This window comes from Mycobacterium sp. (assembly GCF_965229105.1).
Taxonomy (GTDB): domain Bacteria; phylum Actinomycetota; class Actinomycetes; order Mycobacteriales; family Mycobacteriaceae; genus Mycobacterium.
In genome coordinates this window covers 1,767,680-1,792,311 of record NZ_OZ245858.1, presented here as the reverse complement: position 1 = coordinate 1,792,311, position 24,632 = coordinate 1,767,680, and the positions used below count along the sequence as shown (strand labels likewise).

General features: G+C 65.0%; 23 protein-coding genes, 1 tRNA gene and 1 pseudogene. 13 read left to right on the top strand and 12 right to left on the bottom strand.

The window, feature by feature from the left end:
* Positions 1 to 13 precede the first annotated feature (13 nt).
* On the bottom strand, positions 14 to 136 hold the full coding sequence (locus ADBZ9O_RS08705) for a hypothetical protein (protein WP_526530277.1): 123 nt from the start codon (positions 134 to 136) through the stop codon (positions 14 to 16).
* A gap of 47 nt (positions 137 to 183) precedes the next feature.
* On the opposite strand from ADBZ9O_RS08705, the gene ADBZ9O_RS08700 reads away from it, so the two are divergent.
* A complete protein-coding gene (locus ADBZ9O_RS08700) occupies positions 184 to 1,443 on the top strand; it encodes a cytochrome P450 (RefSeq protein WP_526530275.1) in 1,260 nt (419 codons plus the stop codon).
* A 28-nt stretch (positions 1,444 to 1,471) separates the two neighbouring features.
* Here the strand turns inward: ADBZ9O_RS08700 and ADBZ9O_RS08695 are convergent.
* Together ADBZ9O_RS08695 and sepX are read right to left on the bottom strand one after the other, a co-directional pair.
* Positions 1,472 to 1,544 (bottom strand) — tRNA-Ala (locus tag ADBZ9O_RS08695).
* Between the two features lie 51 nt (positions 1,545 to 1,595).
* Positions 1,596 to 2,705 (bottom strand): divisome protein SepX/GlpR, encoded by a 1,110-nt coding sequence (gene sepX, locus ADBZ9O_RS08690; protein WP_526530273.1) that lies wholly within the window; start codon positions 2,703 to 2,705, stop codon positions 1,596 to 1,598.
* Between the two features lie 318 nt (positions 2,706 to 3,023).
* Between sepX and ADBZ9O_RS08685 the strand changes: the two genes are divergently transcribed.
* Complete coding sequence (locus ADBZ9O_RS08685; protein WP_526530271.1) at positions 3,024 to 3,752, top strand: hypothetical protein; 729 nt, start codon at positions 3,024 to 3,026, stop codon at positions 3,750 to 3,752.
* Positions 3,753 to 3,946: 194 nt separating this feature from the next.
* Here ADBZ9O_RS08685 and ADBZ9O_RS08680 read toward each other — a convergent pair whose 3' ends face one another.
* From ADBZ9O_RS08680 to ADBZ9O_RS08670, 3 genes are read right to left on the bottom strand one after another with little or no spacing between them, the layout of a single operon-like run.
* Positions 3,947 to 4,600 (bottom strand): GNAT family N-acetyltransferase, encoded by a 654-nt coding sequence (locus ADBZ9O_RS08680; protein ID WP_526530269.1) that lies wholly within the window; start codon positions 4,598 to 4,600, stop codon positions 3,947 to 3,949.
* 12 nt (positions 4,601 to 4,612) lie between these two features.
* Positions 4,613 to 5,881, bottom strand: a complete 1,269-nt coding sequence (glp, locus tag ADBZ9O_RS08675; RefSeq protein WP_526530267.1) for a molybdotransferase-like divisome protein Glp — start codon at positions 5,879 to 5,881, stop codon at positions 4,613 to 4,615.
* Between the two features lie 56 nt (positions 5,882 to 5,937).
* Complete coding sequence (locus tag ADBZ9O_RS08670; protein WP_526530265.1) at positions 5,938 to 6,852, bottom strand: UTP--glucose-1-phosphate uridylyltransferase; 915 nt, start codon at positions 6,850 to 6,852, stop codon at positions 5,938 to 5,940.
* 53 nt (positions 6,853 to 6,905) lie between these two features.
* Between ADBZ9O_RS08670 and ADBZ9O_RS08665 the strand changes: the two genes are divergently transcribed.
* From ADBZ9O_RS08665 to mscL, 4 genes are all read left to right on the top strand, one after another.
* Positions 6,906 to 7,499, top strand: a complete 594-nt coding sequence (locus ADBZ9O_RS08665; RefSeq protein WP_526530263.1) for a 5-formyltetrahydrofolate cyclo-ligase — start codon at positions 6,906 to 6,908, stop codon at positions 7,497 to 7,499.
* A 75-nt stretch (positions 7,500 to 7,574) separates the two neighbouring features.
* The gene (locus tag ADBZ9O_RS08660; RefSeq protein WP_526530261.1) at positions 7,575 to 7,949 is read left to right on the top strand and encodes an FmdB family zinc ribbon protein; all 375 of its coding nucleotides are present in this window, start codon (positions 7,575 to 7,577) and stop codon (positions 7,947 to 7,949) included.
* Between the two features lie 85 nt (positions 7,950 to 8,034).
* On the top strand, positions 8,035 to 8,691 hold the full coding sequence (locus ADBZ9O_RS08655) for an SAF domain-containing protein (protein WP_526532979.1): 657 nt from the start codon (positions 8,035 to 8,037) through the stop codon (positions 8,689 to 8,691).
* Between the two features lie 243 nt (positions 8,692 to 8,934).
* Positions 8,935 to 9,384: a large-conductance mechanosensitive channel protein MscL gene (gene mscL / locus ADBZ9O_RS08650; RefSeq protein WP_526530259.1), complete on the top strand. Its 450-nt coding sequence runs from the start codon at positions 8,935 to 8,937 to the stop codon at positions 9,382 to 9,384.
* A gap of 67 nt (positions 9,385 to 9,451) precedes the next feature.
* Here mscL and mspA read toward each other — a convergent pair whose 3' ends face one another.
* The 6 genes and pseudogenes from mspA to rpmF form a co-directional block, all read right to left on the bottom strand.
* Positions 9,452 to 10,090, bottom strand: a complete 639-nt coding sequence (mspA, locus tag ADBZ9O_RS08645; protein WP_526530257.1) for a porin MspA — start codon at positions 10,088 to 10,090, stop codon at positions 9,452 to 9,454.
* Positions 10,091 to 10,791: 701 nt separating this feature from the next.
* Entirely contained in the window at positions 10,792 to 11,319 is a 528-nt protein-coding gene (locus ADBZ9O_RS08640) for a MogA/MoaB family molybdenum cofactor biosynthesis protein (RefSeq protein WP_526532977.1), read from the bottom strand.
* 29 nt (positions 11,320 to 11,348) lie between these two features.
* Positions 11,349 to 12,815 (bottom strand): S1C family serine protease, encoded by a 1,467-nt coding sequence (locus ADBZ9O_RS08635; RefSeq protein ID WP_526530255.1) that lies wholly within the window; start codon positions 12,813 to 12,815, stop codon positions 11,349 to 11,351.
* A gap of 62 nt (positions 12,816 to 12,877) precedes the next feature.
* Positions 12,878 to 14,471: pseudogene (locus tag ADBZ9O_RS08630) on the bottom strand (HAMP domain-containing sensor histidine kinase).
* Positions 14,471 to 15,157 carry a response regulator transcription factor gene (locus tag ADBZ9O_RS08625; protein ID WP_526530253.1) on the bottom strand — a complete coding sequence of 229 codons (687 nt, stop codon included), beginning with the start codon at positions 15,155 to 15,157 and terminating at the stop codon, positions 14,471 to 14,473. The pseudogene ADBZ9O_RS08630 and the gene ADBZ9O_RS08625 overlap by 1 nt, the downstream one beginning before the upstream one ends.
* Before the next feature lie 81 nt (positions 15,158 to 15,238).
* Entirely contained in the window at positions 15,239 to 15,412 is a 174-nt protein-coding gene (gene rpmF / locus ADBZ9O_RS08620; RefSeq protein ID WP_526530251.1) for a 50S ribosomal protein L32, read from the bottom strand.
* A gap of 188 nt (positions 15,413 to 15,600) precedes the next feature.
* Between rpmF and ADBZ9O_RS08615 the strand changes: the two genes are divergently transcribed.
* From ADBZ9O_RS08615 to ADBZ9O_RS08585, 7 genes are read left to right on the top strand one after another with little or no spacing between them, the layout of a single operon-like run.
* On the top strand, positions 15,601 to 17,289 hold the full coding sequence (locus ADBZ9O_RS08615; RefSeq protein ID WP_526532975.1) for an acyclic terpene utilization AtuA family protein: 1,689 nt from the start codon (positions 15,601 to 15,603) through the stop codon (positions 17,287 to 17,289).
* Positions 17,286 to 18,446 (top strand): acyl-CoA dehydrogenase family protein, encoded by a 1,161-nt coding sequence (locus ADBZ9O_RS08610; RefSeq protein ID WP_526530249.1) that lies wholly within the window; start codon positions 17,286 to 17,288, stop codon positions 18,444 to 18,446. Before ADBZ9O_RS08615 ends, ADBZ9O_RS08610 begins: the two co-directional genes overlap by 4 nt.
* Complete coding sequence (locus ADBZ9O_RS08605) at positions 18,446 to 20,035, top strand: acyl-CoA carboxylase subunit beta (RefSeq protein WP_526532973.1); 1,590 nt, start codon at positions 18,446 to 18,448, stop codon at positions 20,033 to 20,035. The genes ADBZ9O_RS08610 and ADBZ9O_RS08605 overlap by 1 nt, the downstream gene beginning before the upstream one ends.
* 13 nt (positions 20,036 to 20,048) lie before the next feature.
* Complete coding sequence (locus tag ADBZ9O_RS08600) at positions 20,049 to 22,022, top strand: ATP-binding protein (protein ID WP_526530247.1); 1,974 nt, start codon at positions 20,049 to 20,051, stop codon at positions 22,020 to 22,022.
* A gap of 59 nt (positions 22,023 to 22,081) precedes the next feature.
* A complete protein-coding gene (locus tag ADBZ9O_RS08595) occupies positions 22,082 to 23,185 on the top strand; it encodes an acyl-CoA dehydrogenase family protein (protein WP_526532971.1) in 1,104 nt (367 codons plus the stop codon).
* On the top strand, positions 23,185 to 23,988 hold the full coding sequence (locus tag ADBZ9O_RS08590; RefSeq protein ID WP_526530245.1) for an enoyl-CoA hydratase family protein: 804 nt from the start codon (positions 23,185 to 23,187) through the stop codon (positions 23,986 to 23,988). The genes ADBZ9O_RS08595 and ADBZ9O_RS08590 overlap by 1 nt, the downstream gene beginning before the upstream one ends.
* Before the next feature lie 47 nt (positions 23,989 to 24,035).
* Positions 24,036 to 24,629, top strand: a complete 594-nt coding sequence (locus tag ADBZ9O_RS08585) for a DUF1707 domain-containing protein (protein ID WP_526530243.1) — start codon at positions 24,036 to 24,038, stop codon at positions 24,627 to 24,629.
* The last annotated feature ends 3 nt before the right edge of the window (positions 24,630 to 24,632 follow it).

Sequence of the window (24,632 nt, the reverse complement as noted above, 5' to 3'; positions counted from 1 at the left end):
TCATCGTCGCACGCTAGAGGCCGAAAGCTCCGCCCTCGATGAGGATGAGCAGCCCGATGCCGATGAGCACCGCCGGTAGCAGTAGGTGACCCCGCCCGTAGCCCGACGCGTGAAAACCGGCACCGCTGATTCGCATCGATGTAATCCTTTTAGGAGTACTTCGAGCGAGGAGCGTCGTCCGAGATGTCGATACCTGACCTGCCTCCCGGATTCGACTTCACCGACCCCGATATCTACGCGCGGCGCCTACCGGTCGATGAACTCGCCGAACTGCGCCGTTGCGCTCCGATCTGGTGGAACGAACAGCACCACGGTGCAGAGGCGTTCGGCGACACGGGGTACTGGCTGGTCACCCGCCACCGCGACGTGCGCGAGGTGTCGCTGCGAGACGATGTGTTCTCCAGCGCCGCGAACTGCATTGTGCCGCGCTACCCGAACGCCGAGTCGGGACGAGGCCAGATCGAGGCGGGCCGGTTCTCGATGATCAACATGGATGCGCCGCAGCACAGCCGGTTACGCAAGATCATCTCCCGCGGGTTCACGCCGCGGGCCATCGAGCGGCTGCGCGACGGGCTGAGCCAGGCGGCCCGCAGCATTGCCGAGAACGCCGCCGCCGCCGGAAGCGGTGACTTCGTGCAGCAGGTCGCCGCCGAACTGCCTCTACATGCCATCGCCAACCTGCTGGGCGTACCTGCTGAGGACCGAAAGAAGCTGTTTGAGTGGACCAACGAGATGGTCGGCGACGAAGACCCGGAGTTCGCGGATTCGGAGGCGTTGGTGTCGGCCGGCGAAGTGATGTTCTACGGCATGCAGTTGGCGGCGCATAAGGCTGACGAACCGGGCGATGACATCGTGACCAAGCTGATCGAGGCAGATGTCGACGGCCAGAAACTCTCCGATGACGAGTTCGGCTTGTTCATGGTGACGTTGACCGTCGCTGGGAACGAGACCACCAGGAACTCGATCACCCAGGGCATGATCGCGTTCCTGGACAATCCAGAGCAGTGGGAGCTGTTCAAGAGGCAGCGGCCCCACAGCGCGGCCGACGAGATCATCCGGTGGGCCACGCCCATCACGTCATTTCAGAGGACGGCTCTGACCGACGTGGAACTCGGCGGAGTCGAGATCAAGAAGGGTCAGCGAGTGGTGCTCGCCTACCGATCCGCCAATTTCGACGACGAGGTGTTCGACGATCCATTCCGCTTCGACATTCTGCGAAGTCCTAACCCGCACCTCAGCTTCGGTGGGACCGGCGCGCATTACTGCGTGGGGGCAAACCTTGCCCGGTTGACCGTCAATCTGATGTTCAGCGCGCTGGCCGATGCAGTACCCGACCTCACGGCACTGGGTCCGCCGCAACGCTTGCGGTCGGGTTGGCTGAACGGAATCAAGCACTGGCCGGTCGACTACGCCGGCAATAAAAATGGCAGATCAGTTACCTGATCTGCCATTTCTCATCTATCTCCAAGGGTGGAGCTAAGGGGATTCGAACCCCTGACCTCCTCGATGCGAACGAGGCGCGCTACCAACTGCGCCATAGCCCCTTGACCGCTAGCAGGTTATCAGTCTGCGCGCGTCAACTGAAAACCGACGGGTCACTGCCCCGCGGCGTGCGGCAACGAGTATTCGCGGGAGAACGGGACGTAGTCCAGATGCTCGAAAGCGGGGTCTTCGTCGTCGATCTCCAGCACGGCCGCACCGGGCTGCCGTAGGCGCGCCGGTACGACGTCGAGGTCATCGTCGTGCGTGTTCTCCACGCCCAGTCGAGACCGCGCCACGCGCTGCATACGACGGCGCCGCAACCGCTCCTCGATCCGGGTCTGGCGGCGCAGATACGCCAGGTAGAGCAGCGTCACTGCGCCGACGACACCGCAGAAATACCAGGCACTGGGCGTCAGCAGGAAAGCGGCGGCAGTCAAGAACACCAGCAGCGCGGCCATGGTGAGCAGCACACGCTTGCGGAACCGGTACTTGCGTGCCGTCACCGCCACAGCGGTCTTGGACTCGTAACTGCGCTGCCGCGACGGCCCTGCGGACACCCGCGGGCTGGCCGTCGTGAGCGGCTCGTCTTCGGCCTCAAGTCCGGAGGTGTCCTCGATGTACTCGTACTCGTCATCGGTGCCGTCAGGTTCGGAGCCCTCGGAGTTGTCGGCCGCCGCCTGCGCCTGGATGCCCTCGGTGTCGGTGACGTCTTCGTCGTCGGCCTCATCATCGAAGGTGAGCTGCGGGTCTTCAACCTGAACTGGGTCCTCCGCCTGCGCCACCACGGGTTCGGTTTTGGCCTTGGCCGCAGCCTCGGCGCGGATCCGCCCGACCGGCAACGCGCCGGAGTCTTCGTCGACCACGTCGACGTCGAGGTAATCGGGTTCGGCCTCTTCGGCCACCGAGGTCACCACGGCCACCGACCGCACACGAGAAGGCTTGCCGGTCACGACAACTGGGCCGGTCTTCTCTTCGTCGAACTCTTCGGACTCATCGTCCTGCTCGGCGGTGGGCTGCCAGTCGGGGTCACTGCGGTGCCCGGCCGCCGGTTTGCGGCGCTTGATCAGTCGCGCGGCCCGGCCGGTGTTGAGCACCCGGGTGGCCAAAGCGACGTCACTGGTGCGGCGCACGGTATCGCGCTTATTGATGAGCATGGGCACCAGCACGAATAGCCAGAGCACTACAAGTGAGATCCAGAGCAACGATTGGGGGATGCTTGGCATGGCGGCAAGCTCCTTTCCCCTTCAGGCTAGGTCTCCCGACCAGCGCATCCAGGTGTGGCGCGCCGAGGACAATTACACACCTGTAATTCGTCTGTGACAAGCACCATTAGTCACAAATGTCACATTAGTAACACGATCGGGACCTAAATCGGCCGCGAGTTCGACACAGAGGTTGCATATCGAACCGCCGCACTGCCCACCCGTGGAACTCGTTATCGAGCGTGCGCTCACTGCACAGTCACGCCGTTGCTCACAGATTCGCATGACGGCTACCGCGCGTGAGCTCGTCGCGTCAGCGCCCCTTTGCACCATTCAGGCATGTCGAAGCCACTTATCGGATCCGAAGCGATTGCCAACGGCGCCCTCACCCGCGGAACACTGCGATGGAACTACTCGCCAATGCACCCGCGCATCTACCTGGCGAAGGATGCCGAGCAGACATTGTTCGCCCGGACCTATGCGGCTTGGTTGTGGACGAGCAGACGGGCAGTTATCGCCGGGCGCGCCGCGGCGGCGTTGCATGGTGCGCGGTGGGTCGACTCCGCTACGCCTGTCGAACTGATAGCCAGACACGGGCGCCCACAATCCGGAATCACCGTCCGCCAGGAACGCCACGGTGACGACGAAGTGGTGAACATCGCCGGACTGCCGGTGACGTCCGTTGCCCGCACGGCATTCGACCTGGCCCGTCACTTGCCGCGCAATCTTGCGGTCACCCACCTCGACGCGCTCTCTGCCGCGACCGGAGTGACCTTCGCGGATGCTGCTGTGATCGCAGACCGGTACCCCGGAGCACGTGGGATCCGCCGCGCGCGAACAGCACTCGCGTTGATGGACAGGGGTTCGCAGTCACCGAAAGAGAGCTGGGTTCGGATGGTTCTACTGGACGCCGGCCTACCGAGGCCCCGAACTCAGATCAGGGTGACCGGCGGGTCGAATATCGCGTTCATCGATCTCGGTTGGGACGAGCCGATGGTCGGCATCGACATCGAGAGGAGGTCGGTGATCCTTCGGGTAGCGATCGACGCAGATACGTCTATGACATAGGCCGTTACGACATGATCGAGCGACAGGGCTGGATCGACCTACGTGTGGTCGCCGAACACAGCGCGAAGTTCAGCGTCCACCGCGTACGAGAGGCGTTCGCCCGCCGCGGTTATTCACCGATTTCGACACCTTGGTTGTGAAGAGATCTCCAGCACAACCCTCACGTCGAACTCGACGCGGCGCGGCGACCACACTCAGGCCCAACTGGCGCGCCCGGCCCGCACCAGCGATGCGGCAACCGAACCTGAGACCTCTTCGACAGTCAGCGCCACCAGGAGGTGATCCCGCCATGACCCGTCGACGTCGAGGTAGTTGCGCAGCAGGCCCTCTTCCCGAAAACCCGCCTTGGCCAACACTTTTCGGCTCGCCGCATTCTCCGGGCGGACGGTCGCCTCCACCCGGTGCAGCATCACCGCGCCAAAACTGTGGTCCAGACCGAGAGCCAGCGCGGCCGTCGCGACCCCCTGCCCGGTCAGTTCGCTGTGCACCCAGTAGCCGATCCACGCCGAACGCAGCGCACCGTGGGTGACGTTGCCGATCGTCAACTGTCCGCCGAACTGGCCGTCGACCTCGATGACGTACGGCAGCATCCGGCCTTTACGCGCTTCGGCTTTCAGGCCCGAACACACCGACGGCCATGCCGACATAGAGTGCCGCACAGCCCAATCCAGATCAGCGCTGGGCTCCCAGGGTTCCAAGAAGGCCCGGTCGGCGGTGCGGATGCGACTCCATTGCGCGGCATCGCGCATCCGCACCGGGCGCAACTGGATCACCCCAGCGGGTACCCGCAGCGGCCCGACCACCATGGGCCACCCAGGATGCATGGCGTTCGAACGCAACCAGCTCACGTCAGCTACTGGTCAGCCGCGTTGCGCCAAGAACGCGACGTCGACGACCTCGCCTGTGCGGATCTGTTCGGCCTCGCTCGGCACGATGACAAGACAATTGGCTTCTGCCAGCGTGGCCAACAGATGCGATGACGCCCCTGGCGCGCCGCCCAGCGCTTGCACCAGATACTCACCGGTGTCTTGATCGCGCATCAATTGTCCCCGCAGAAAACCCTTGCGACCGCGCACCGACGAGATCGGCGCGATGGCCCTGGCCTGGACGATCCGACGGGTCGGCTGCCTCTTACCCAGAGACAGGCGGATGAGTGGACGCACCATCACCTCGAAGACCACCAGCGCGCTCACCGGATTGGCAGGCAACAAAAAGACCGGCACCGCGTCGCGGCCGAGCTGGCCGAAGCCCTGCACCGAGCCGGGATGCATCGCGATCCGGGTCACTTCCATCTCGCCGAGTTCTGAGAGCACCGAGCGCACTCCTTCGGCGGCCGCGCCACCGACCGCCCCGGCGATGATCACGATTTCCGCTCTGCTGAGCTGACCCTCGACCGCTTCCTTGAGCGCTTTGGGGTCACTGTCGACGATGCCGACACGATTGACCTCGGCGCCGGCATCGCGGGCCGCCGCCGCCAGTGCATAGGAGTTGACGTCGTAGACCTGCCCGTTACCGGGCGTGCGGGAGATATCGATGAGCTCGCCGCCGACGCATAGCACCGACATCCGCGGGCGGGGATGCACCAGCACGCGCTCACGTCCGACCGCGGCCAACAACCCCACCTGGGCCGCGCCGATGATCGTGCCCGAGCGCACCGCGACATCGCCTGGTTGCACGTCGTCACCTGCGCGCCGCACATAGGCACCCGAGCGCACACCGCGTAACACCCGCACCCGCGACTGGCCGCCGTCGGTCCAGCGCAGCGGCAACACCGCGTCGGCCAGGGTCGGCATCGGAGCGCCGGTCTGAACGCGGGCGGCCTGTTTGGGTTGCAGCCGACTCGGCGTGCGAGTTCCGGCGTCGATGGCACCCATCACGGGGAGACTGATCTCGCCTGCCGAATGGTCGCCGTCGCCGTCCCGTCCGCCGGGTTCACCGACGCCGAGGACATCCACGCTGCGGACCGCATATCCGTCGATCGCAGCCTGGTCGAAACCCGGAAGCGGCCGTTCGGTCACGACTTCCTCGGCGCACATCAAGCCTTGCGCCTCGGCGATCGCGACGCGTACCGGCCTGGGGGCCACCGCGGCAGCCTGAACCCGGGCCTGCTGGTCTTCCACCGAACGCACAGTGCGCCTTTCTGCCGTCAGGCCGTTGCGTTACCCGGCCTGAAGCACACCTGCTGCTACTTCAGTCCGAGGCGCGTAACCAACCAACGGCGCAAATCCGGGCCATAGTCATCACGATCCAAGGCAAAGTCAACCGCAGCCTTAAGGTAGCCGCCGGGATTTCCCAGGTCGTGTCGAGTACCCCGATGCACGACGACGTGGACGGGATGGCCTTCTGCGATCAGCAGCGCGATGGCGTCGGTGAGCTGAATTTCATTGCCGACGCCACGCTGAACGCGGCGCAGAGCATCGAAGATCGCGCGGTCGAGGATGTAGCGTCCTGCGGCGGCGAACAGCGAAGGGGCGTCCTCGGCCTTGGGTTTTTCCACCATGCCGACGACTTTGAGAACGTCGGGGTTGACGGCGTCCGGCACGATCTCGACGTCGAAGACGCCGTAGGCGCTGATCTCGTCTTCGGGTACCTCGATGGCGCAGAGCACCGTCCCGCCGCGTTTGGCGCGCACCTTCGACATCGTCTCCAGGACGCCGGTCGGTAGCACCAGATCATCGGGCAGCAGGACCGCCACCGCGTCCTCGTCATCGGACAGCCTGGATTCCACACAGCTGATGGCGTGCCCGAGGCCGAGCGGCTCCTTCTGAATCACCGACTCGACCTTGATCAGGGCCGGGGCGCGCCGCACCTTCTCCAGCATCACCTTCTTGCCGCGGGCCTCCAACGTGCCCTCAAGAACGAGGTCCTCGACGAAGTGCGCGACCACACTGTCTTTACCTTCGGAGGTGACGATCAAGAGGCGCTCAGCACCCGCCTCAGCGGCCTCGGCGGCAACGAGCTCGATACCCGGCGTATCCACCACGGGCAGTAGCTCTTTGGGCACAGTCTTGGTCGCGGGCAGAAATCGCGTGCCCAGTCCCGCAGCTGGCACGATCGCCGTGCGCGGAATCAATACCTTGGCTGCCTTCGGCACCGTCATCGTTCACACCCTAACCTCAACGTGTTCACCGCTCAGCTGACATTGTTGAACCCGTGAGCGACGGCTCGAAACCCCAGTTGCGCGAACAACTGCTCCGTGCCCGCCGTTTGCTCGCCCCCGCGACGCGCGAGGCCGAGGCGCTCGCGCTGGCACAGCATATCGCTACTCTTCCGAACCCTGTCGACACAGTGTGCGCGTATGTTCCCGTCGGCACCGAGCCTGGCTCGATCGCGTTGCTGGACGTCTTGCGGGCGACCTCCGCGCGGGTGCTGCTGCCGGTGGCGGTGAATTCAGCCGATGGGACCGCGCTTCCGTTGTTGTGGGGTGAGTACCGACCCGGCGAACTGGTTGCGGCGCGTTACGGACTCTTGGAACCTGCCGGAGTTCGGCTGCCGCCACAGACGCTCTCGGAGGCTGCGATCGTGCTTGTTCCCGCGCTGGCGGTCGACCGCCGCGGCGGCAGATTGGGGCGCGGCGCAGGTTTCTATGACAGGTCACTGCCGCTGCGGGACCCACGGGCACGGTTGATCGCGGTGGTCCGCGATGACGAATTGGTCGCGGAGCTACCCGTTGAACCCCATGACGTGCCGATGACGGATGCGGTGACGCCCGCTGCCGGCATCACCGCGCTCCGACCGCGGGAATGAGCCGGGCCAGCTGGCGGTTCTAGCACTTGGCACGATAGAGTGCTAATACGTTCTGACCCCTTTCCGGAGGTTTTTGTGCCCACGTACAGCTATGCGTGCACCGAGTGCGGAGATCGTTTCGACGCGGTGCAGGCCTTCAGCGATGACGCGCTGACCACATGCACCAAGTGTTCGGGACGGCTGCGCAAACTCTTCAACTCGGTGGGCGTCGTATTCAAGGGCAGCGGCTTCTACCGCACCGACAGTCGCGAGGCCGCGAAGTCCTCCAGCGGCAGCAGCGTGCCGGCCGCGTCCGGCGAGAAAAGCCAGGACAAGAGTTCTGAGAAGAGCAGCGACAAGAGCAGCGCATCCAGTGGCTCGAACGAGTCCAGCGGGTCCAAGTCCAGCGGGTCCAAGGAGAAGAGCTCCGGTTCGACCAGTTCGGCTCCTGCCGCTGCCGCGTCAAACTAGTTATCCACAGCCGCCGCGGGCGTTGCACCCCTGCGCGGTCTCGCGTCTCTAGCGTGTCGCCATGGCTGGTGGCGACGCGACCTCTCTGGGATCGAGATCTCTCAACCCGACACTGCTGACCCGATTCCGGCGGGCACTCCAACCCGATTGGGTGCATACCGTCATGGCCCGCCGCATTGCGGCCGGTGGTCTGGTGGTGCTCGCCGGCGTCGCCGCCGTCAGGTCCAATCCCGAGGGCGAGCGGACCGCAGTCGTCGTCGCAGCCAAGGACCTCAGCCCGGGGGTGGCGTTGACGGCCGATGACATCAGAGTCGAAAGTCGTTTGACCACAACACTTCCCGACGGATCGCAGGTGGGCGCCGACACCGTGGCAGGCGCGACGCTGGCCAGCCCGGTCAGGCGCGGCGAGGTACTGACCGACGTTCGCCTGCTGGGATCGCGACTGGCCGAATCCGCGGCCGGGCCCGATGCTCGGATCGTGCCGTTGCACCTGGCCGATGACGCGGTTGTCGACCTGATTCGGACCGGCGATGTGGTGGATATCCTCGCCGCACCCGATACCGGCGCCGATGCGGTATCGCGGGTGGTGGCTACCGACGCCGTGGTGGTCTTGGTGTCGGCGAAACCGAAAAGTGCGTCAGGCGCCAATGATCGGGTGCTTCTGGTGGCACTTCCCGCCTCGGCGGCCAATGCGGTCGCCGGCGCGGCCATGGTTTCGACAGTAACGCTCACCCTGCACTAGAAGCTTGCAGCAGCGATGACGCCACGGACGTGGCGCAGGGCGGTGACGGCGCAGTAGGCGGCGGCGCCACCATCGGCGTCGGCGCGTCCGGCGGATCTGGTGGAGTGCACGCAGCGCAGCGCCGGCAACCGACCAGCCGACGTTGCCTGTGCGCCCCTCCAGGTAGCTGACGTGTTGCAGCGGTCGAGACTAACCTTCGACGTCTGAGAAGTGCACCGTCCTACCGCAGAAGGGTTCAGTCACATGTTGAAGGGGTTCAAGGATTTCATCGCGCGCGGCAACGTCATCGACCTGGCAGTTGCAGTCGTCATCGGCACTGCGTTCACCGGTTTGGTCACGGCGTTCACCAATAGCGTCGTCCAACCGCTCATCGACCGGATCGGTGCCACCCCCGACAGGGACTACGGCTTCCTGAAGATCCCGCTGGGCGGGGACACCTTCGTCAACTTCAACGCCGTACTGACCGCGGGGCTCAACTTTCTGATCGTCGCGGCGGTGGTCTACTTCGTTATCGTCGCGCCATTCAAGAAGTTGAAGGAACGCGATAAGAAGGTGGCCACCGGCGATACGGAACTGACCCTGCTCACAGAGATCCGCGATCTTCTTCGCGAAGGCGGGGTCGAGGCCGTGGGCAAGCAAAGCAGTAAGCCCCAACCGACGACGCCCCAACCACTGGACCACGACGGCGAATGATGTCCTCGCGCAACAGAAATCGCCCCCGGCAGAGTGCCGGGGGCGATTTCTTTGACGATATGAACTGTTAGTTCATGTTCCAAGGCTCGCCGTAGGTGGTGACGCTGTCACCGGAGCCGCTGATCAGCCGAGCGAAGGGCCGCAGCAGCACGCCGCCGGCGGCACCAGTGACGGTGCCGTGCGCATTGGAGACTGCGACTGCGCCGTTGGGGCCGGAGACGTCCACGGAGAAGGTGGCGACTTCCTGGATGCCGGGGCCGTTGCCCAGGTCAGCCGAGATCGACACACCGGGGAACAGGTTCGGGGTGATGACCGAGCCCAGCGGGTTGAAACCGGTCGGCGACAGGTCAGCGTCGTCGAGCAGGATGTTCGGGGTGGAGTAGGAGAAGTTGATGCCCACGCCCAGCGACCACGGGAAGCCAACCTGGTAGCCCAGTTCCAAGGTGCCCGAGAATTCGTCGGAACCGGCGCCGGTCACCGAGTACACGGCGCGACCGGAGTGGAACCACTCACGGGTCAGGCGGTTGCGGTCCAGCGGGAAGACGCCGTTAAGGAATGTGTCCCACTGCTGAATGGTCAGGGTGCGTCCCTGGCCATCCACAAGGCTCAGCTCGTTGTCCAAGCCAGCATGTGAGGTGCCTGTGCCTACGAACAGCGCAGCGATAGCGGCGATCATCGCCACCAGCACCCGACTGATTACCTTCATGTTCTCCCTAGCGGTCGGCGGTGATCCAGCTGGTTCACCGAGTTGTGGTTCGGGTGGGCCACATTTGCACCGCACCCGAAGTAAAAACCGCCAAATGAGAACCCCCACAGGCTGTTCTTACGTTTCGCTCATCGTTCTAGACACGAGGAACATAACGGGGTGGCATCACTCCGGCAACGCGGACACATCATCGACGCGTCCCGACCCAGGCCGATCAGAAGTTTGCTAGCGAAGCACCGCGGGTTGCCACCAGGCGAATGGACCGTTCACAGCAGGCCAAACCGGGTGAACACAGGCTTACCTGACATAACTTCGTCCGGCTAACGATCGGGCCAGTTCACGGCCTATTCAGCTGCCGTTGACCGTCAATCGTGGTGCGGAGGAACGTTATCCCGAAGCCAGCGGTCGCGGTCAGATTCGTCCCGCGCAGCGTCCGGATCGCGCTCATCGGAGGATTCCCGGGGGATTTCCGTCCCGAAGATCTTGTTAACTGAACTTGAGTCTCTAGGCACGCGGTCGATCACAGTTCACTCCAAATGTGACGAAGATCACACTTCTGCCGTTTGCGCTGTTCACGCCTGTGTAACACGGACGAGACACCCGCATTGCGCTTTCCAGCCTGTCTCTGCAGTACAGCGCCACTGCGAAGCCGTGTATCGGCCGCAGCGGCGCTGTGTGGTTACCGCAGATTGGGGGGACGTTCAGATCTCCAAGCTGGATAACTGACTGATGATCTGAGCCGCCAGCGGGTTGAGCGTCGCCATTCCGTCGCGCACGGCGTAGCGGGACCCGGCGATATTCACCACCAGCGTGCTTCCGGAGATGCCGGCGAGTCCGCGGGACAGCCCCGCATCGGTGATACCTGCCGCCAGACCCGACGACCGCAAGGCTTCAGAGATACCGAGCAGCTCACGATCGAGCAGGTCCACCGTGGCCTCGGGGGTCACGTCGCGCGGCATCACACCTGTTCCGCCGACCGACACCACCAGGTCCACCCCGCCGATCACGGCGGTATTCAGTGCGTTGCGGATCTCCACTTCATCCGCAGCCACGACCACCACACCGTCGACGACGAATCCCGCCTCGGTCAGCAGTTCCGTCACCAACGGCCCGCTGTGATCCTCTTCGTCACCATGCGCGGTCCGATCGTCCACGACGACGACTAGCGCTCTACCTACCAGCTCCACGGGCTGCTCCATGGTTGCAACCGTATATCTGGTCGACGACATCGGCGTCAGGCCACCACCGATAGTCCCGATCACTGTTGGGCCTTGCCCAAAGTCACCTGGACATTCTGTGGCTTGCCTGCGGCGTCGAGGAAGGTCAGCGTCACCTTGTCCCCCGGCGCCCGAGACCGCACCGCGGCCACCAGCGCGTCGGCGCTACCGATCACGCGATCATCGACCTTGGTGACCACAACCCCGCTGGGCAGCCCAGCACCTGCGGCCGCGCCACCCTGAGTGACCTCGACGATCTTGGCGCCGTGAGTGGTGTTGTCGTTACTGACCTGCACTCCCAGCGACGCGTGCGACGCGGTACCGGTACTGATCAATTCGTCGGCGATGCGCTTGGCCTGATCCACCGGGATGGCGAAGCCGAGCCCGATCGATCCGCTCTGCGCACCGGCGGAGTCGCCGCCCAGCGTGGCGATGGCGGAGTTGATGCCGACCAGCTCGCCGTTCATGTTCACCAACGCGCCACCGGAGTTACCGGGGTTGATGGCGGCGTCGGTCTGGATGGCGTCGAGCACCGTGTTCTGGTTACTGGTATCGCCGGCGGTGGACACCGGCCGGTTGAGGGCGCTGACGATACCTGTGGTCACCGTGCCCTCAAGACCGAGCGGAGACCCGACGGCCACGACATCCTGGCCGACCCGCAGGTTCCCCGAAGAACCGAGCGTGATCGGGGTCAGGCCAGAAATATTCTGCGCCCGCACGACCGCAATATCGCTGGCGGGATCGATCCCGACGATCGTGAAGGTGGTGGTGCGACCATCGGCAAAGGTCACCGTGGTGACGGGCTTGCCGTTCCCCGGGTCGGGCGCCGACGGACTGTCGGGTGCCGACGACGGGCCGGACGGTAATGGCAGCGGCAGCAATGGTCCGGCAGGCCCGGAAGGACCCCCGGAGGCCGGCGGGACGTTCCCATTGGCGGCCGACACCACGTGGGCGTTGGTCAGGATCAGCCCGTCCGAGGACAGGATGATGCCGGACCCTTCTTCGTTGGCCCGACCGATATCGGTTTCCAGCTTGACGACGCTCGGCACCACCTTGGTGGCCACCTGCTCGACAGACCCCGGCGGAACATTGGCCGCGGGCATGCTCGGGGCTGCGCCGTCCAGCGACGTGGACGAACCGGCGGTGCGGCCGTCCGGCTGGGCGAGTAGCACCACTCCCCCGCCGATTCCGGCCGAGACCACGGCCACAGCCAGCGCACCCGCGGTCAACGCCACCGCGCGCGAACGCTTACGCGGCTGCTGTTGCGGCGGAAGCGCCGGCATGACGCCGCTGGGCGGCATGGCCGGATGTTGCGCGGCGTATGGGTCGAACGGGGGACGCTGATGCTGCTGCGTGGTGTGTTGAGTCGCGTAGCGCCAGTCATAGCCCTGCGACTGCTGCGGGCCTGGACGAAACTGGCCGGGATACGCAGGCGCCACAGGTTGATTCGGGTCCGGCCGGCGGCTCGGATCCTGCGGTGGAGGCGAATACCTCGGGTGGTTCGTCATACGTGGCTTTTCATGGGTGTTAAGTCACTTGTCCTTCGGGAGATCGTCCACGGCGTTATCCCCTACTTTGCCCTCATCGACTGAGAATCCACTGAGATAACCGGGTGTCACACCAGCCTCTTCGGTGAGATGTACCGCATTTCCATTGTGCCGGGTCTCGCGGCGTTGATCTTCGTACGACGCGTCTTCATATGGCGCGTCGTCGTGGGACGCATCCTGATACACCGCGTCCGGGTACGCAGCACGCGCCGGCTGCCCCGGCAGCAAGACGTAAATCGACGTGCCGGGCGGCTGCCCGTTCGGGATGGTGTCGGCAACACGAAGCGCGCCACCGTGTTTGAGCACAACCTGTTTGACGATCGCCAGACCCAGCCCGGAGCCGGGCATGGCCCGCGCCGTGGTCGAGCGGAAGAACCGCTCGAAAACCAGGTTGCGCTCCTGCAGCGGGATACCGGGACCGTGATCCGACACCACCAATTCGCCGTGCGTCGCATCGACCTGGGTGAGCCGAAGGCCGACCCGGCCGCCCGATGGACTCCATTTGGCGGCGTTATCGAGCAGATTGAGCACGGCACGGTTCAACCCGGCCTCGTCGCCATAGACCTGCCACGGGATGACGTGTACGTCGAACTCAATATCGTTGCGGCGGCGCCGAACCCGTTCGAGGCAATGGTCCACCACCTCGGCCATGTCGACCTGCTCGTAGACGACTCCGCCGGCATCGCCGCGGGTGAGGTCGACCAGATCGCCGACCAGCGTCGACAATTCCTCGATCTGCCCGATCACATCGGCGCGCAGTTCGGCCAAATCGCTGTCGGGGAGCCGCGGTGCGCCCGGCGCCATGGATGCCATCAGCAACTCGACGTTGGTGCGCAGCGAGGTCAGCGGGGTGCGCAGCTCATGGCCGGCGTCACTGACCAGCCGGGACTGCCGCTCGCGGGACTCCGTCAGCGCGCGCAGCATCATGTTGAACGCCTCGGTGAGCCTGGCCAACTCGTCACTACCGAATACGGGGATGGGTCGCAGGTCATCGGTTCGCGCCACGCGTTCGGCCGCCTCGGTCAGTCGCCCGACGGGCCGCAGGCCGGTTCGAGTCACCATGCCACCCGCGATCGCTGCCACGACCACGCCGATACCACCGACCGCCAGCAGCACCCAGCGCAATCTCTTCATGACCGCGTCCGTGGGAGCCAAGCTCTTCGAGATCAGCAACGTGCTGTTGTCCTGCAAGTGGACGGCCAGTACTCGCTGCCCCTGCGCGGTCCGCCTGGACATGAACAACTCACCCCGGATCACCGCTTTCTCGGTCGCCCCGATCGGCAGCTTCTGACCCTCCTGGTTCGCGGTGTAGATGGACCGACCGGGGATGACCAGCATCGCGTTGACTTCGGAGTACGCCGTGCCCTCGATGGCCTTCCCCGGGTCGACGGTCAACGAGCCGCTGGAAATCAACAACTGGGCACGGCTCGAGAGCTGATTGTCGATATCGTCGTACAGCGCCGAGGAGACAACTTTGTAGACGGCCAGAGCCATCAACACCACCACCATGGCCACCATCGACATGGCGAGCAGCATCACCCGCCATCGCAACGACAGCGATGTGGTGGAACGAAGAGGTGCCCGGGTGCGATCGGGCGAAGATCTGAACAGACGCATCAGGGTGGTGTTTCACGCAAGACGTAGCCCACACCGCGCACGGTGTGGATAAGCCTCGCCTCCCCTTCGGCCTCGGTTTTACGGCGTAGGTATCCGACATAGACCTCGAGGGCGTTGCCCGAGGTGGGGAAATCGAATCCCCACACCTCTTCGAGGATGCGGCTACGGGTCAGCACCCGGCGCGGGTTGGCGATCAACATCTCCAGCAACGAGAACTCGGTGCGCGTCAGACTGATATGCCGCTGACCGCGGGTGACATCTCGGGTCACGGGGTCGAGCGACAGATCGGCGAACGTCATCGCCACCGATTCCGCGGCGTCCTCGGGGGTGGTGCGACGGAGCAGTGCGCGCATGCGGGCGAGCAGCTCTTCCAACGCGAACGGCTTGGGCAGATAGTCGTCGGCACCGGCATCCAGGCCCGCGACCCGCTCCGAAACCGAGTCCCGCGCCGTCAGCACCAGGATCGGCAGATCGTCTCCGGTGCTGCGAAGTTGGCGACAGACCTCAAGACCATCCAGCCTCGGCATCATCACATCGAGGACGAGAGCGTCGGGCCGATCGCTGGCAATCGAGTGCAGAGCCTCGACACCGTCCTCCGCTAAGGAGACTGAATAGCCGTTGAAGGAAAGGGAGCGGCGCAGCGACTCACGCACTGCGCGATCGTCATCAACGACAAGAATTCGCACGACAACAGTGTTATCCCACCGCCTGAGAGCGGCCTGAGAGGCGCGCGGGGAGCAACCCGCGCAACCTCATCGGGAGATGGATCAGCGCTTGTCGAGGTTGAGCAGGCCGAGGCGAGCAGCCTTGAGTAGGCGGCGCGGAACCTTGTGCGCCTGGCCGGCCACAGTGACGTTGACCAAGCCAGTGGCTTCGGCCTTCCACTGCGAGCGCCGACTGCGGGTGTTCGACCGCGACATTCTGCGCTTGGGCACAGCCATGACGAGCATCTCCTAAATCAGGGGGTATCGCCGGTCCATGAACAAGAAGGTATGCGGCGACGATTGCCCATCAGGATAGCTGGTGATCAGCGTCGTCTCCAAAACAGCGGCTAAGCCCTTGACGCGGTACCGGCGGTAACCGCTAACCTACCGGTTGGTTGAACGAGGGAGTTCGGGTGACATCTGCGGTGCGCATCGGTAATTGTTCGGGCTTCTACGGTGACCGGCATTCCGCCATGCGCGAGATGCTCACCGGTGGCGACCTGGACTATCTGACCGGGGACTATCTCGCCGAACTGACCATGCTGATCCTGGGCCGAGACCGTGCCAAGCACCCTGACCGCGGCTACGCCAAGACATTCCTGACCCAACTCGAAGAATGCCTCGGGCTGGCACAGGACAACAATGTTCGCATCGTGACCAATGCCGGCGGGCTCAATCCCGCGGGTCTTGCCGACGCGGTGCGCGCGCTGGCCACGCGACTGGGGATCACCGTCAGCGTCGCCCATGTCGAAGGCGATGACCTGCTCGCACGTGCCGATGAGCTGGGGCTGGGCGCACCGCTCACCGCCAACGCCTACCTGGGCGCCTGGGGCATCGTCGACTGCCTGGACAGCGGAGCCGACGTCGTCGTCACCGGCCGGGTGACCGACGCCTCGGTGATCGTCGGCCCGGCGGCCGCCCACTTCGGCTGGTCCCGAACCGACTACGACCAGTTGGCAGGCGCGGTCGTCGCCGGTCACGTCATCGAATGCGGGATCCAGGCCTCCGGCGGCAATTACGCCTTCTTCCGGGAGATCCCTGACCTTCTCCATCCCGGTTTCCCGTTGGCCGAGATCCATCCCGACGGATCATCGGTGATCACCAAACATGCCGGCACCGGCGGTCTGGTGAGCGTCGACACCGTCACTGCGCAACTGCTCTATGAGATCGGCGGCGCCCGCTACGCCAACCCCGATGTGACGGCCAGGATGGACAGTGTCGAACTCACGCCCGACGGCACCGACCGGGTCCGGATCTGCGGTGTGCAAGGCGAACCGCCGCCGCCGTCGCTCAAGGTGTCACTCAACAGCATCGGCGGTTTCCGCAACGCCATGACTTTCGTCCTGACCGGTCTCGATATCGAAGCCAAGGCCGACCTGGTCCGACGACAGCTGGAATCTGCCGTGACGGTCAAACCCGCCGAACTCCAGTGGTCCCTGGCGCGGACCGATCACCCCGACGCCGTCACCGAGGAAACCGCCAGCGCCCTGTTGCATTGCGTGGTGCGCGACCCAGACCCAGGTCTGGTGGGGCGGCACTTCTCCTCCGCTGCAGTAGAACTCGCACTCGCCAGCTACCCGGGATTCCATGTCACCTCCCCGCCCGGTGAAGGGCAGATCTACGGGGTGTTCAACGCAGGTTTTGTCGATGCCGCCGAGGTGCCCCACATCGCCGTGCACGCCGACGGCAGCCGCGTAGCCATCGAACCCGCGGTAGACACCCTGGTGCTGGAGCCCGCCGCCGCACCGGCCTTACCGCAACCACCGCAGCCGGGCCCGACACGCCGTGTTCCGCTCGGGCTGATCGCCGGCGCGCGCAGCGGCGATAAGGGCGGTTCCGCCAACGTCGGCCTGTGGGTACGCACCGACGATCAGTACCGCTGGTTGGCCCACACCCTGACCACCGATGCGCTCAGAGAGCTGCTACCAGAAACCGCCGAACTGCCGGTCACCCGCCATCTGCTGCCCAACCTGCGAGCGGTGAACTTCGTCATCGACGGAATCCTCGGTCAAGGCGTGGCCTATCAAGCCCGGTTCGACCCGCAGGCCAAAGGCCTCGGCGAGTGGTTACGCAGTAGATACGTCGACATACCTGAAGGGTTACTGCCACTGTGACTGTTTCGAGCAGCATCTGGGACACCCCCGAACGCCAACAGCTCCGCAAGACGGTGCGTGCGTTCACCGAACGTGAGGTGTTGCCACACGTCCAGGAGTGGGAGCGCGCGGGTGAGCTGCCGCGCGATCTGCACCGCAAAGCCGCCGAGGCCGGGCTGTTGGGGGTGCAGTTCGGAGAAGCTGTCGGTGGCGGCGGAGGTGACGGTGCCGACGGTCTCGTCGTCTGCGAGGAGCTGCACGAAGCAGGCTGTCCCGGTGGTGTTTTCGCGTCGTTGTTCACCTGCGGCATTGCGGTACCGCATATGGTCGCCTCCGGTGATCAGCGGCTGATCGATCGCTTCGTCCGGCCCACCCTGGCAGGAGAGAAGATCGGCGCACTGGCGATCACCGAACCGGGCGGCGGATCCGACGTCGGGCATCTGAGCACCAAAGCTGTCCGGGACGGCGACTACTACATCGTCAACGGCGCCAAGACCTACATCACCTCCGGCGTCCGGGCCGATTACGTGGTCACTGCGGTGCGCACCGGCGGCCCAGGCGCCGGCGGCGTATCGCTGCTGGTGGTGGAGAAAGGCACGCCCGGCTTCGAGGTGACGCGCCGCCTCGACAAGATGGGCTGGCGCTCTTCCGATACCGCCGAGCTGTCCTATACCGATGCGCGGGTACCCGCCGAAAACCTGGTCGGCGCCGAGAACAGCGGATTCCTGCAGATCGCCGCCGCATTCGTCTCCGAACGGATAGGCCTTGCCGGGCAAGCGTATTCGGGTGCGCAGCGGTGCCTGGACCTGACCGTGCAGTGGTGCCGGAACCGGGAGACGTTCGGTAGACCGCTGATCTCCCGACAGGCCGTGCAGAACACCCTGGCCGAGATGGCCCGTCGCACCCAGGTCGCGCGGGTGTACTCCCGTTACGTGGTGGAGCGGCAACTGGCGGGGGAGACAAACCTGATCACCGAGGTGTGTTTCGCCAAGAACACCGCCGTCGAGGCCGGCGAATGGGTGGCCAACCAGGCCGTGCAGCTCTTCGGCGGGATGGGTTATATGGCCGAATCCGAGGTCGAACGGCAGTACCGCGATATGCGGATCCTGGGTATCGGCGGCGGAACATCCGAAATCCTCACCGGCCTGGCCGCCAAGACACTTGGATACCAATCATGATCCTGCAGTCCACCCTCGACCCCACGGGACCCGCCTTCACCGAGGCAGCCGAAGCGACCGCCGCGAAACTCGCCGAGATGGACGGTGAATTCGCCAAGGCCCTTGCCGGCGGCGGAGCCAAATACGTCGCACGCCACCATGACCGGGGCAAGTTGACCGCACGGGAACGCATCGAACTCCTGGTCGACGAGGACTCCCCTTTTCTCGAGCTGTGTCCGCTGGCCGGGTACGGCAGTGCATTCCAGGTCGGCGCCAGCGTGGTGACCGGGATCGGCGTGGTCGAAGGTGTCGAGTGCATGCTGGTAGCCAACGATCCGACCGTCAAGGGTGGCACCAGCAACCCGTGGACCCTGCGGAAGACGCTGCGGGCCAACCAGATCGCCTTCGAGAACCGGCTGCCGGTGATCTCGCTGGTGGAATCGGGCGGGGCGGACCTGCCGACGCAGAAAGAGATCTTCATCCCCGGTGGTCAGCTGTTCCGGGACCTGACCCGGCTCTCGGCGGCAGGTATCCCCACCATCGCGCTGGTCTTCGGAAACTCCACCGCGGGTGGCGCCTACATCCCGGGGATGTCCGATCACGTCGTGATGATCAAGGACCGCTCCAAGGTGTTCCTGGCAGGCCCGCCCCTGGTCAAGATGGCCACCGGCGAAGAATCTGATGACGAATCTCTTGGCGGTGCGGAAATGCACGCCCGCACATCAGGTTTGGCAGACTATCTGGCAGTCGACGAACTCGACGCGCTGCGCATCGGCCGTCGCGTGGTGGCGCGGCTGAACTGGACCAAACAAGGACCCGCGCCCAAACAGGTGGTACCGCCGCTGTTCGACGAGGACGAATTGATCGGCATCGTCCCACCCGATCTGCGCATCCCGTTCGACCCGCGCGAAGTGATCGCCAGGGTGGCCGACGGTTCGGAATTCGACGAGTTCAAGCCGATGTACGGCTCGTCTCTGGTCACCGGTTGGGCCACCGTGCACGGATACCCGCTGGGCATCCTGGCCAACGCGCGCGGCGTGCTGTTCAGCGCCGAGGCACAGAAGGCCACCCAGTTCATCCAGTTGGCCAACCGGTCGAACACCCCATTGCTGTTTCTGCACAACACCACCGGCTACATGGTGGGGAAGGCCTACGAGGAAGGCGGGATGATCAAACACGGTTCGATGATGATCAACGCCGTCTCCAATTCGACGGTGCCGCATATCTCGCTGCTGATCGGGGCGTCCTACGGCGCGGGGCACTACGGCATGTGCGGGCGGGCATACGATCCGAGGTTCTTATTCGCCTGGCCCAGCGCCAAATCCGCGGTGATGGGTGGCGCGCAGTTGGCCGGCGTGTTGTCGATTGTCAGCCGCGCTGCCGCGGAGGCGCGCGGCCAGCAGGTCGACGAAGAGGCCGACGCAGCCCTGAAGGCGGCCGTCGAAGCCCAGATCGAAGCCGAGTCGCTCCCCATGTTCCTCTCCGGACGGCTCTACGACGACGGCGTGATCGACCCGCGGGACACTCGCACGGTGCTCGGAATGTGTCTGTCCGCCATTGCCAGTGGCCCGATCGAGGGGACGTCGAACTTCGGCGTCTTCAGAATGTGAGAGGCGCCAGCAGATGATCACCAAAGTTCTGGTTGCCAATCGGGGCGAGATCGCCCGTCGGGTGTTCGCCACCTGCCGCAGGCTCGGACTGGACACGGTCGCGGTCTACACCGAACCCGACGCGCACGCCCCGCACGTCACCGAGGCTGACGCCCGGGTCCGGCTGGAGCAGACCACTGACTACCTCAACCCGGACGCACTGATCGCGGCGGCGCAGGCGGCCGGTGCCGACGCTATCCATCCCGGTTACGGATTCCTCTCGGAGAACGCCGATTTCGCCGCGGCCGTACAGGCTGCGGGCCTGATCTGGGTGGGCCCACCGGTGCAGTCGGTCCGGGCGATGGGCAGCAAGATCGAGGCCAAGAAACTGATGTCGGCGGCCGGCGTGCCGGTGCTCGACGAACTCGATCCCGAGCATGTCACGCAGGCGCAGCTACCGGTGCTGGTGAAAGCCTCGGCCGGGGGCGGCGGGCGCGGCATGCGGGTGGTGCACGAGTTATCGGTACTGGCCCAAGAGGTCGAAGCGGCCAGGCGCGAAGCGGCGTCCGCGTTCGGCGATCCGACGGTGTTCTGCGAGCGCTATCTGCCGACCGGGCATCACGTCGAGGTGCAGGTGCTCGCCGACAGCCACGGCACGGTGTGGGCGGTCGGCGAGCGGGAGTGCTCCATCCAGCGCAGGCACCAGAAGGTCATCGAAGAAGCGCCATCGCCGTTGGTCGAGCGCATTGACGGTATGCGCGCGAAGCTCTTCGAGGCGGCGCGCCTGGCGGCGGGGGCGATCGGTTACAGCGGCGCGGGGACCGTGGAGTTTCTGGCCGACGATCACGGTGAGTTCTACTTCCTCGAGATGAACACCCGCCTGCAGGTCGAGCACCCCGTCACCGAGGCAACCACCGGACTGGACCTGGTGCAACTGCAGCTGCAGATCGCCGATGGCGCCGCGCTACCCGCGCAACCACCTGTCTCGCAAGGGTATTCGATCGAGGCCCGACTCTATGCGGAAGACCCGGCGGCGAACTGGCAACCACAGGCCGGCACCGTGCACCGTTTCGAAGTACCCTCGGCACCAACCGAATTCGGCCTCTCAGGGCAGGCGGGGATTCGGCTGGATTCGGGTATCGTCGACGGCTCGGTGGTATCGATCCACTACGACCCGATGCTGGCCAAGGTCATCTCCTACGCCCCGACCCGTCGGCAGGCGGCTGTGCTGCTGGCGGGTGCGCTGGCCCGCACCCGGCTGCACGGTATCGGAACCAACCGCGATCTGCTGGTGCGGGTGCTGCGCCACCCGGCGTTCCTCTCCGGCGCCACCGACACCGCCTTCTTCGATACCCACGGGTTGGCCGAACTGGCGGCGCCACTGGCAGACGAACACGCCGGCCGGCTATCCGTGGTCGCCGCGACGCTCGCCGAGTCCGCGTTCAATCGCCGCGCGGCAACGGCTTTCGCGGCCGTGCCGAGCGGATGGCGCAACCTCGTCTCCGGTGATCAGGCCAAGACGTACTCGCTTTTTGGCGCAGAGATCAGAGTCGCCTACCGGGCCGAGCGCGGCGGGGTTGAGCTGCCCGACGATCCCGGGATCAGCGTGGTGTCGATAACACCGGACCGCGTGGTGCTGACCGACTCCCGTGTCGAGTACACCTTCGATATCGCCCGGTACGGCTGCGAGCACTATGTCGACTCACCGCTGGGCTCAGTACACCTGCGCGCCGTGCCACGATTCGCCGAACCCGGTTCGACGGTGCAACTCGGATCGCTCGTCGCACCCATGCCCGGCCTGGTGATCCGGGTCGGCGCCGAGATCGGGGATACCGTCACAGCGGCGCAACCACTGGTGTGGCTGGAAGCCATGAAAATGGAGCACACCATCACCGCGCCCGGTCCCGGTGTCCTCACCGCACTGAACGTCAAGGCGGGTGACCAGGTGGAGGTAGGTGCCGTGCTGGCCCGCGTCCAAGCACCAGAGACAAACGGAGGAGAAGCGTGAACAGCCACGGTTTCGTCGAGAACGAAGAACGCCAGGCGCTACGTAAGTCAGTCGCGGCCATGGTCGCGAACTACGGCCAGGAGTACTACCTGGAGAAGGCTCGCGCTGGCCAGCACACAAACGAATTATGGAGCGAGGCAGGCAGACTCGGGTTCATCGGCGTCAACCTGCCCGAGGAATACGGCGGCGGCGGCGCAGGCATGTACGAGCTGTCCCTGGTGATGGAGGAGATGGCGGCGGCAGGCGCGGCCCTGCTGATGATGGTGGTCTCCCCCGCGATCAACGGCACCATCATTTCCAAGTTCGGCACCGAGGAGCAGAAGAAGCGCTGGATCCCGGGCATCGCCGACGGGTCCATCACGATGGCGTTCGCCATCACCGAACCCGACGCGGGCTCGAACTCGCACCGCATCACCACCACCGCCCGACGCGACGGCAGCGACTGGATTCTGAGCGGCCAGAAGGTGTACATCTCCGGCGTCGACCAGGCGCAGGCGGTACTCGTCGTCGGCCGCACGGAAGAAGCCAAGACCGGCAATCTGCGCCCGGCGCTCTTCGTCGTTCCCACCGACACCCCCGGCTTCACCTTCACCAAAATTCCGATGGAGATCGTCAGCCCCGAATTCCAGTTCCAGGTCTTCCTCGACGATGTCCGGCTGCCTGCCGACGCGTTGGTCGGTTCGGAGGACGCCGCGATCGCGCAGCTGTTCGCCGGGCTGAACCCCGAGCGCATCATGGGTGCGGCCAGTGCGGTTGGTATGGGTCGCTTCGCCATCGGCAAGGCCACCGAGTACGTCAAGACCCGCCAGGTCTGGAAAACCCCGATCGGTGCCCATCAAGGCATCGCCCATCCGTTGGCGCAGAATCACATCGAGATCGAACTGGCCAAACTGATGATGCAAAAGGCCGCCACGCTCTACGACGACGGCGACGACACCGGATCCGCGGAGGCCGCGAACATGGCCAAATACGCCGCAGGTGAAGCATCGGGGCGGGCCGTCGACCAGGCCGTGCAATCCCTCGGCGGTAACGGCCTGACCAAGGAGTACGGCATCGCCTCGATGCTGACCGCATCACGGCTGGCTCGGATCGCGCCGGTCAGCCGCGAGATGATCCTCAACTTCATCGCGCAGACGTCACTCGGCCTCCCCCGCTCGTACTGATGTCTCCCGCAGATCCAGAAGTTGTCGACTACAGCGTGGCCGGCCCCGCCGCCCGTCTGACGCTGAACTCACCGCATAACCGCAACGCATTGTCGGCGGCCTTGGTCGGGCAGTTGCACGAAGGACTGCGCGCTGCTGTCGCCGATCCGCGGGTCCGGGTGGTGGTCCTCGGCCATACCGGCGGGACATTCTGTGCGGGCGCCGACCTCTCCGAGGGCGCCGCCAATATCGACGCGCAGGCCGCCGCCGTCGACCGCGGGCGCGAGATGACCACGCTGCTGCGCGCGATCGTCGAATGTCCGTTACCGGTGCTCGGTGCCATCGACGGGCATGTCAGGGCCGGCGGCCTCGGATTGGTGGGTGCCTGCGACATCGTGGTAGCCGGTCCACGCAGCACATTCGCCTTGACCGAAGCCCGGATCGGGGTGGCGCCGGCCATCATCTCGTTGACGTTGCTGCCGAAGCTCACCGCACGTGCGGCAGGTCGCTATTACCTGACCGGTGAGACGTTCACGGCAGCGCAAGCCGCCGAGATCGGCCTGATCACGCTGGCCGCCGATGATCTTGCCGCCGCGCTCGAGCCACTTGTCGAGGCACTTGGCAAAGCCTCACCGCAGGGTCTCGCGGCATCGAAAGCCCTGACCACAGCATCGATTCTGGCCGGATTCGATCGCGACGCAGAACGTCTGACCCTGGATTCGGCACGCTTGTTCGTCTCCGAAGAAGCCCGCGAAGGCATGCTCGCTTTTCTGCAGAAGCGACCGCCGAAATGGGCTGCGCCGGACTCCGACGCTAAAAGTTGAGACTCCTACCTTTGCGGTTTGCCACGTTAGTCGTAGGCTCGTCAACGATGAGCAATTCAGCGCCGCGGGATTCATCGTTGCGAGCCGCCGACACCGATCGAATTCAGGTCGCACAGTTGCTGACCGATGCCGCCGCACAGGGCCAACTCGACCTCACCGAGTACGAGAACCGATTGGCCAAGGCCTATGCGGCCACGACCTACGACGAGCTCGATCGACTGAGCGCTGATCTACCCGGTATCGCCAACACCCGCCGTGGTGCGTGCAAGCCTGCGCCGTCGACTGTGTTGCTGGCGATCATGAGTGGCTTCGAACGACGTGGCCGGTGGAATGTTCCGCGGAAAATGACGACCTTCACGCTGTTCGGTGGCGGTGTGGTGGATCTGCGGTACGCAGACTTCACGTCGTCGGAGGTCGCTATCCGCGCCTACTCGATCATGGGCGGGCAGACGATTCTGCTCCCTCCGGAAGTCAACGTCCGGATTCGCGGGGTCGGCGTGATGGGCGGCTTCGACCACAACGTCGACGAAGCGGGGACCCCTGGTGCACCGCACATCACCATCACCGGGTTCTCGCTCTGCGGCGGAATCGGTATCAAACGCAAGAAACGCAGGCCGCAGACCCGCTTGGAGAGCGCGTAGTCC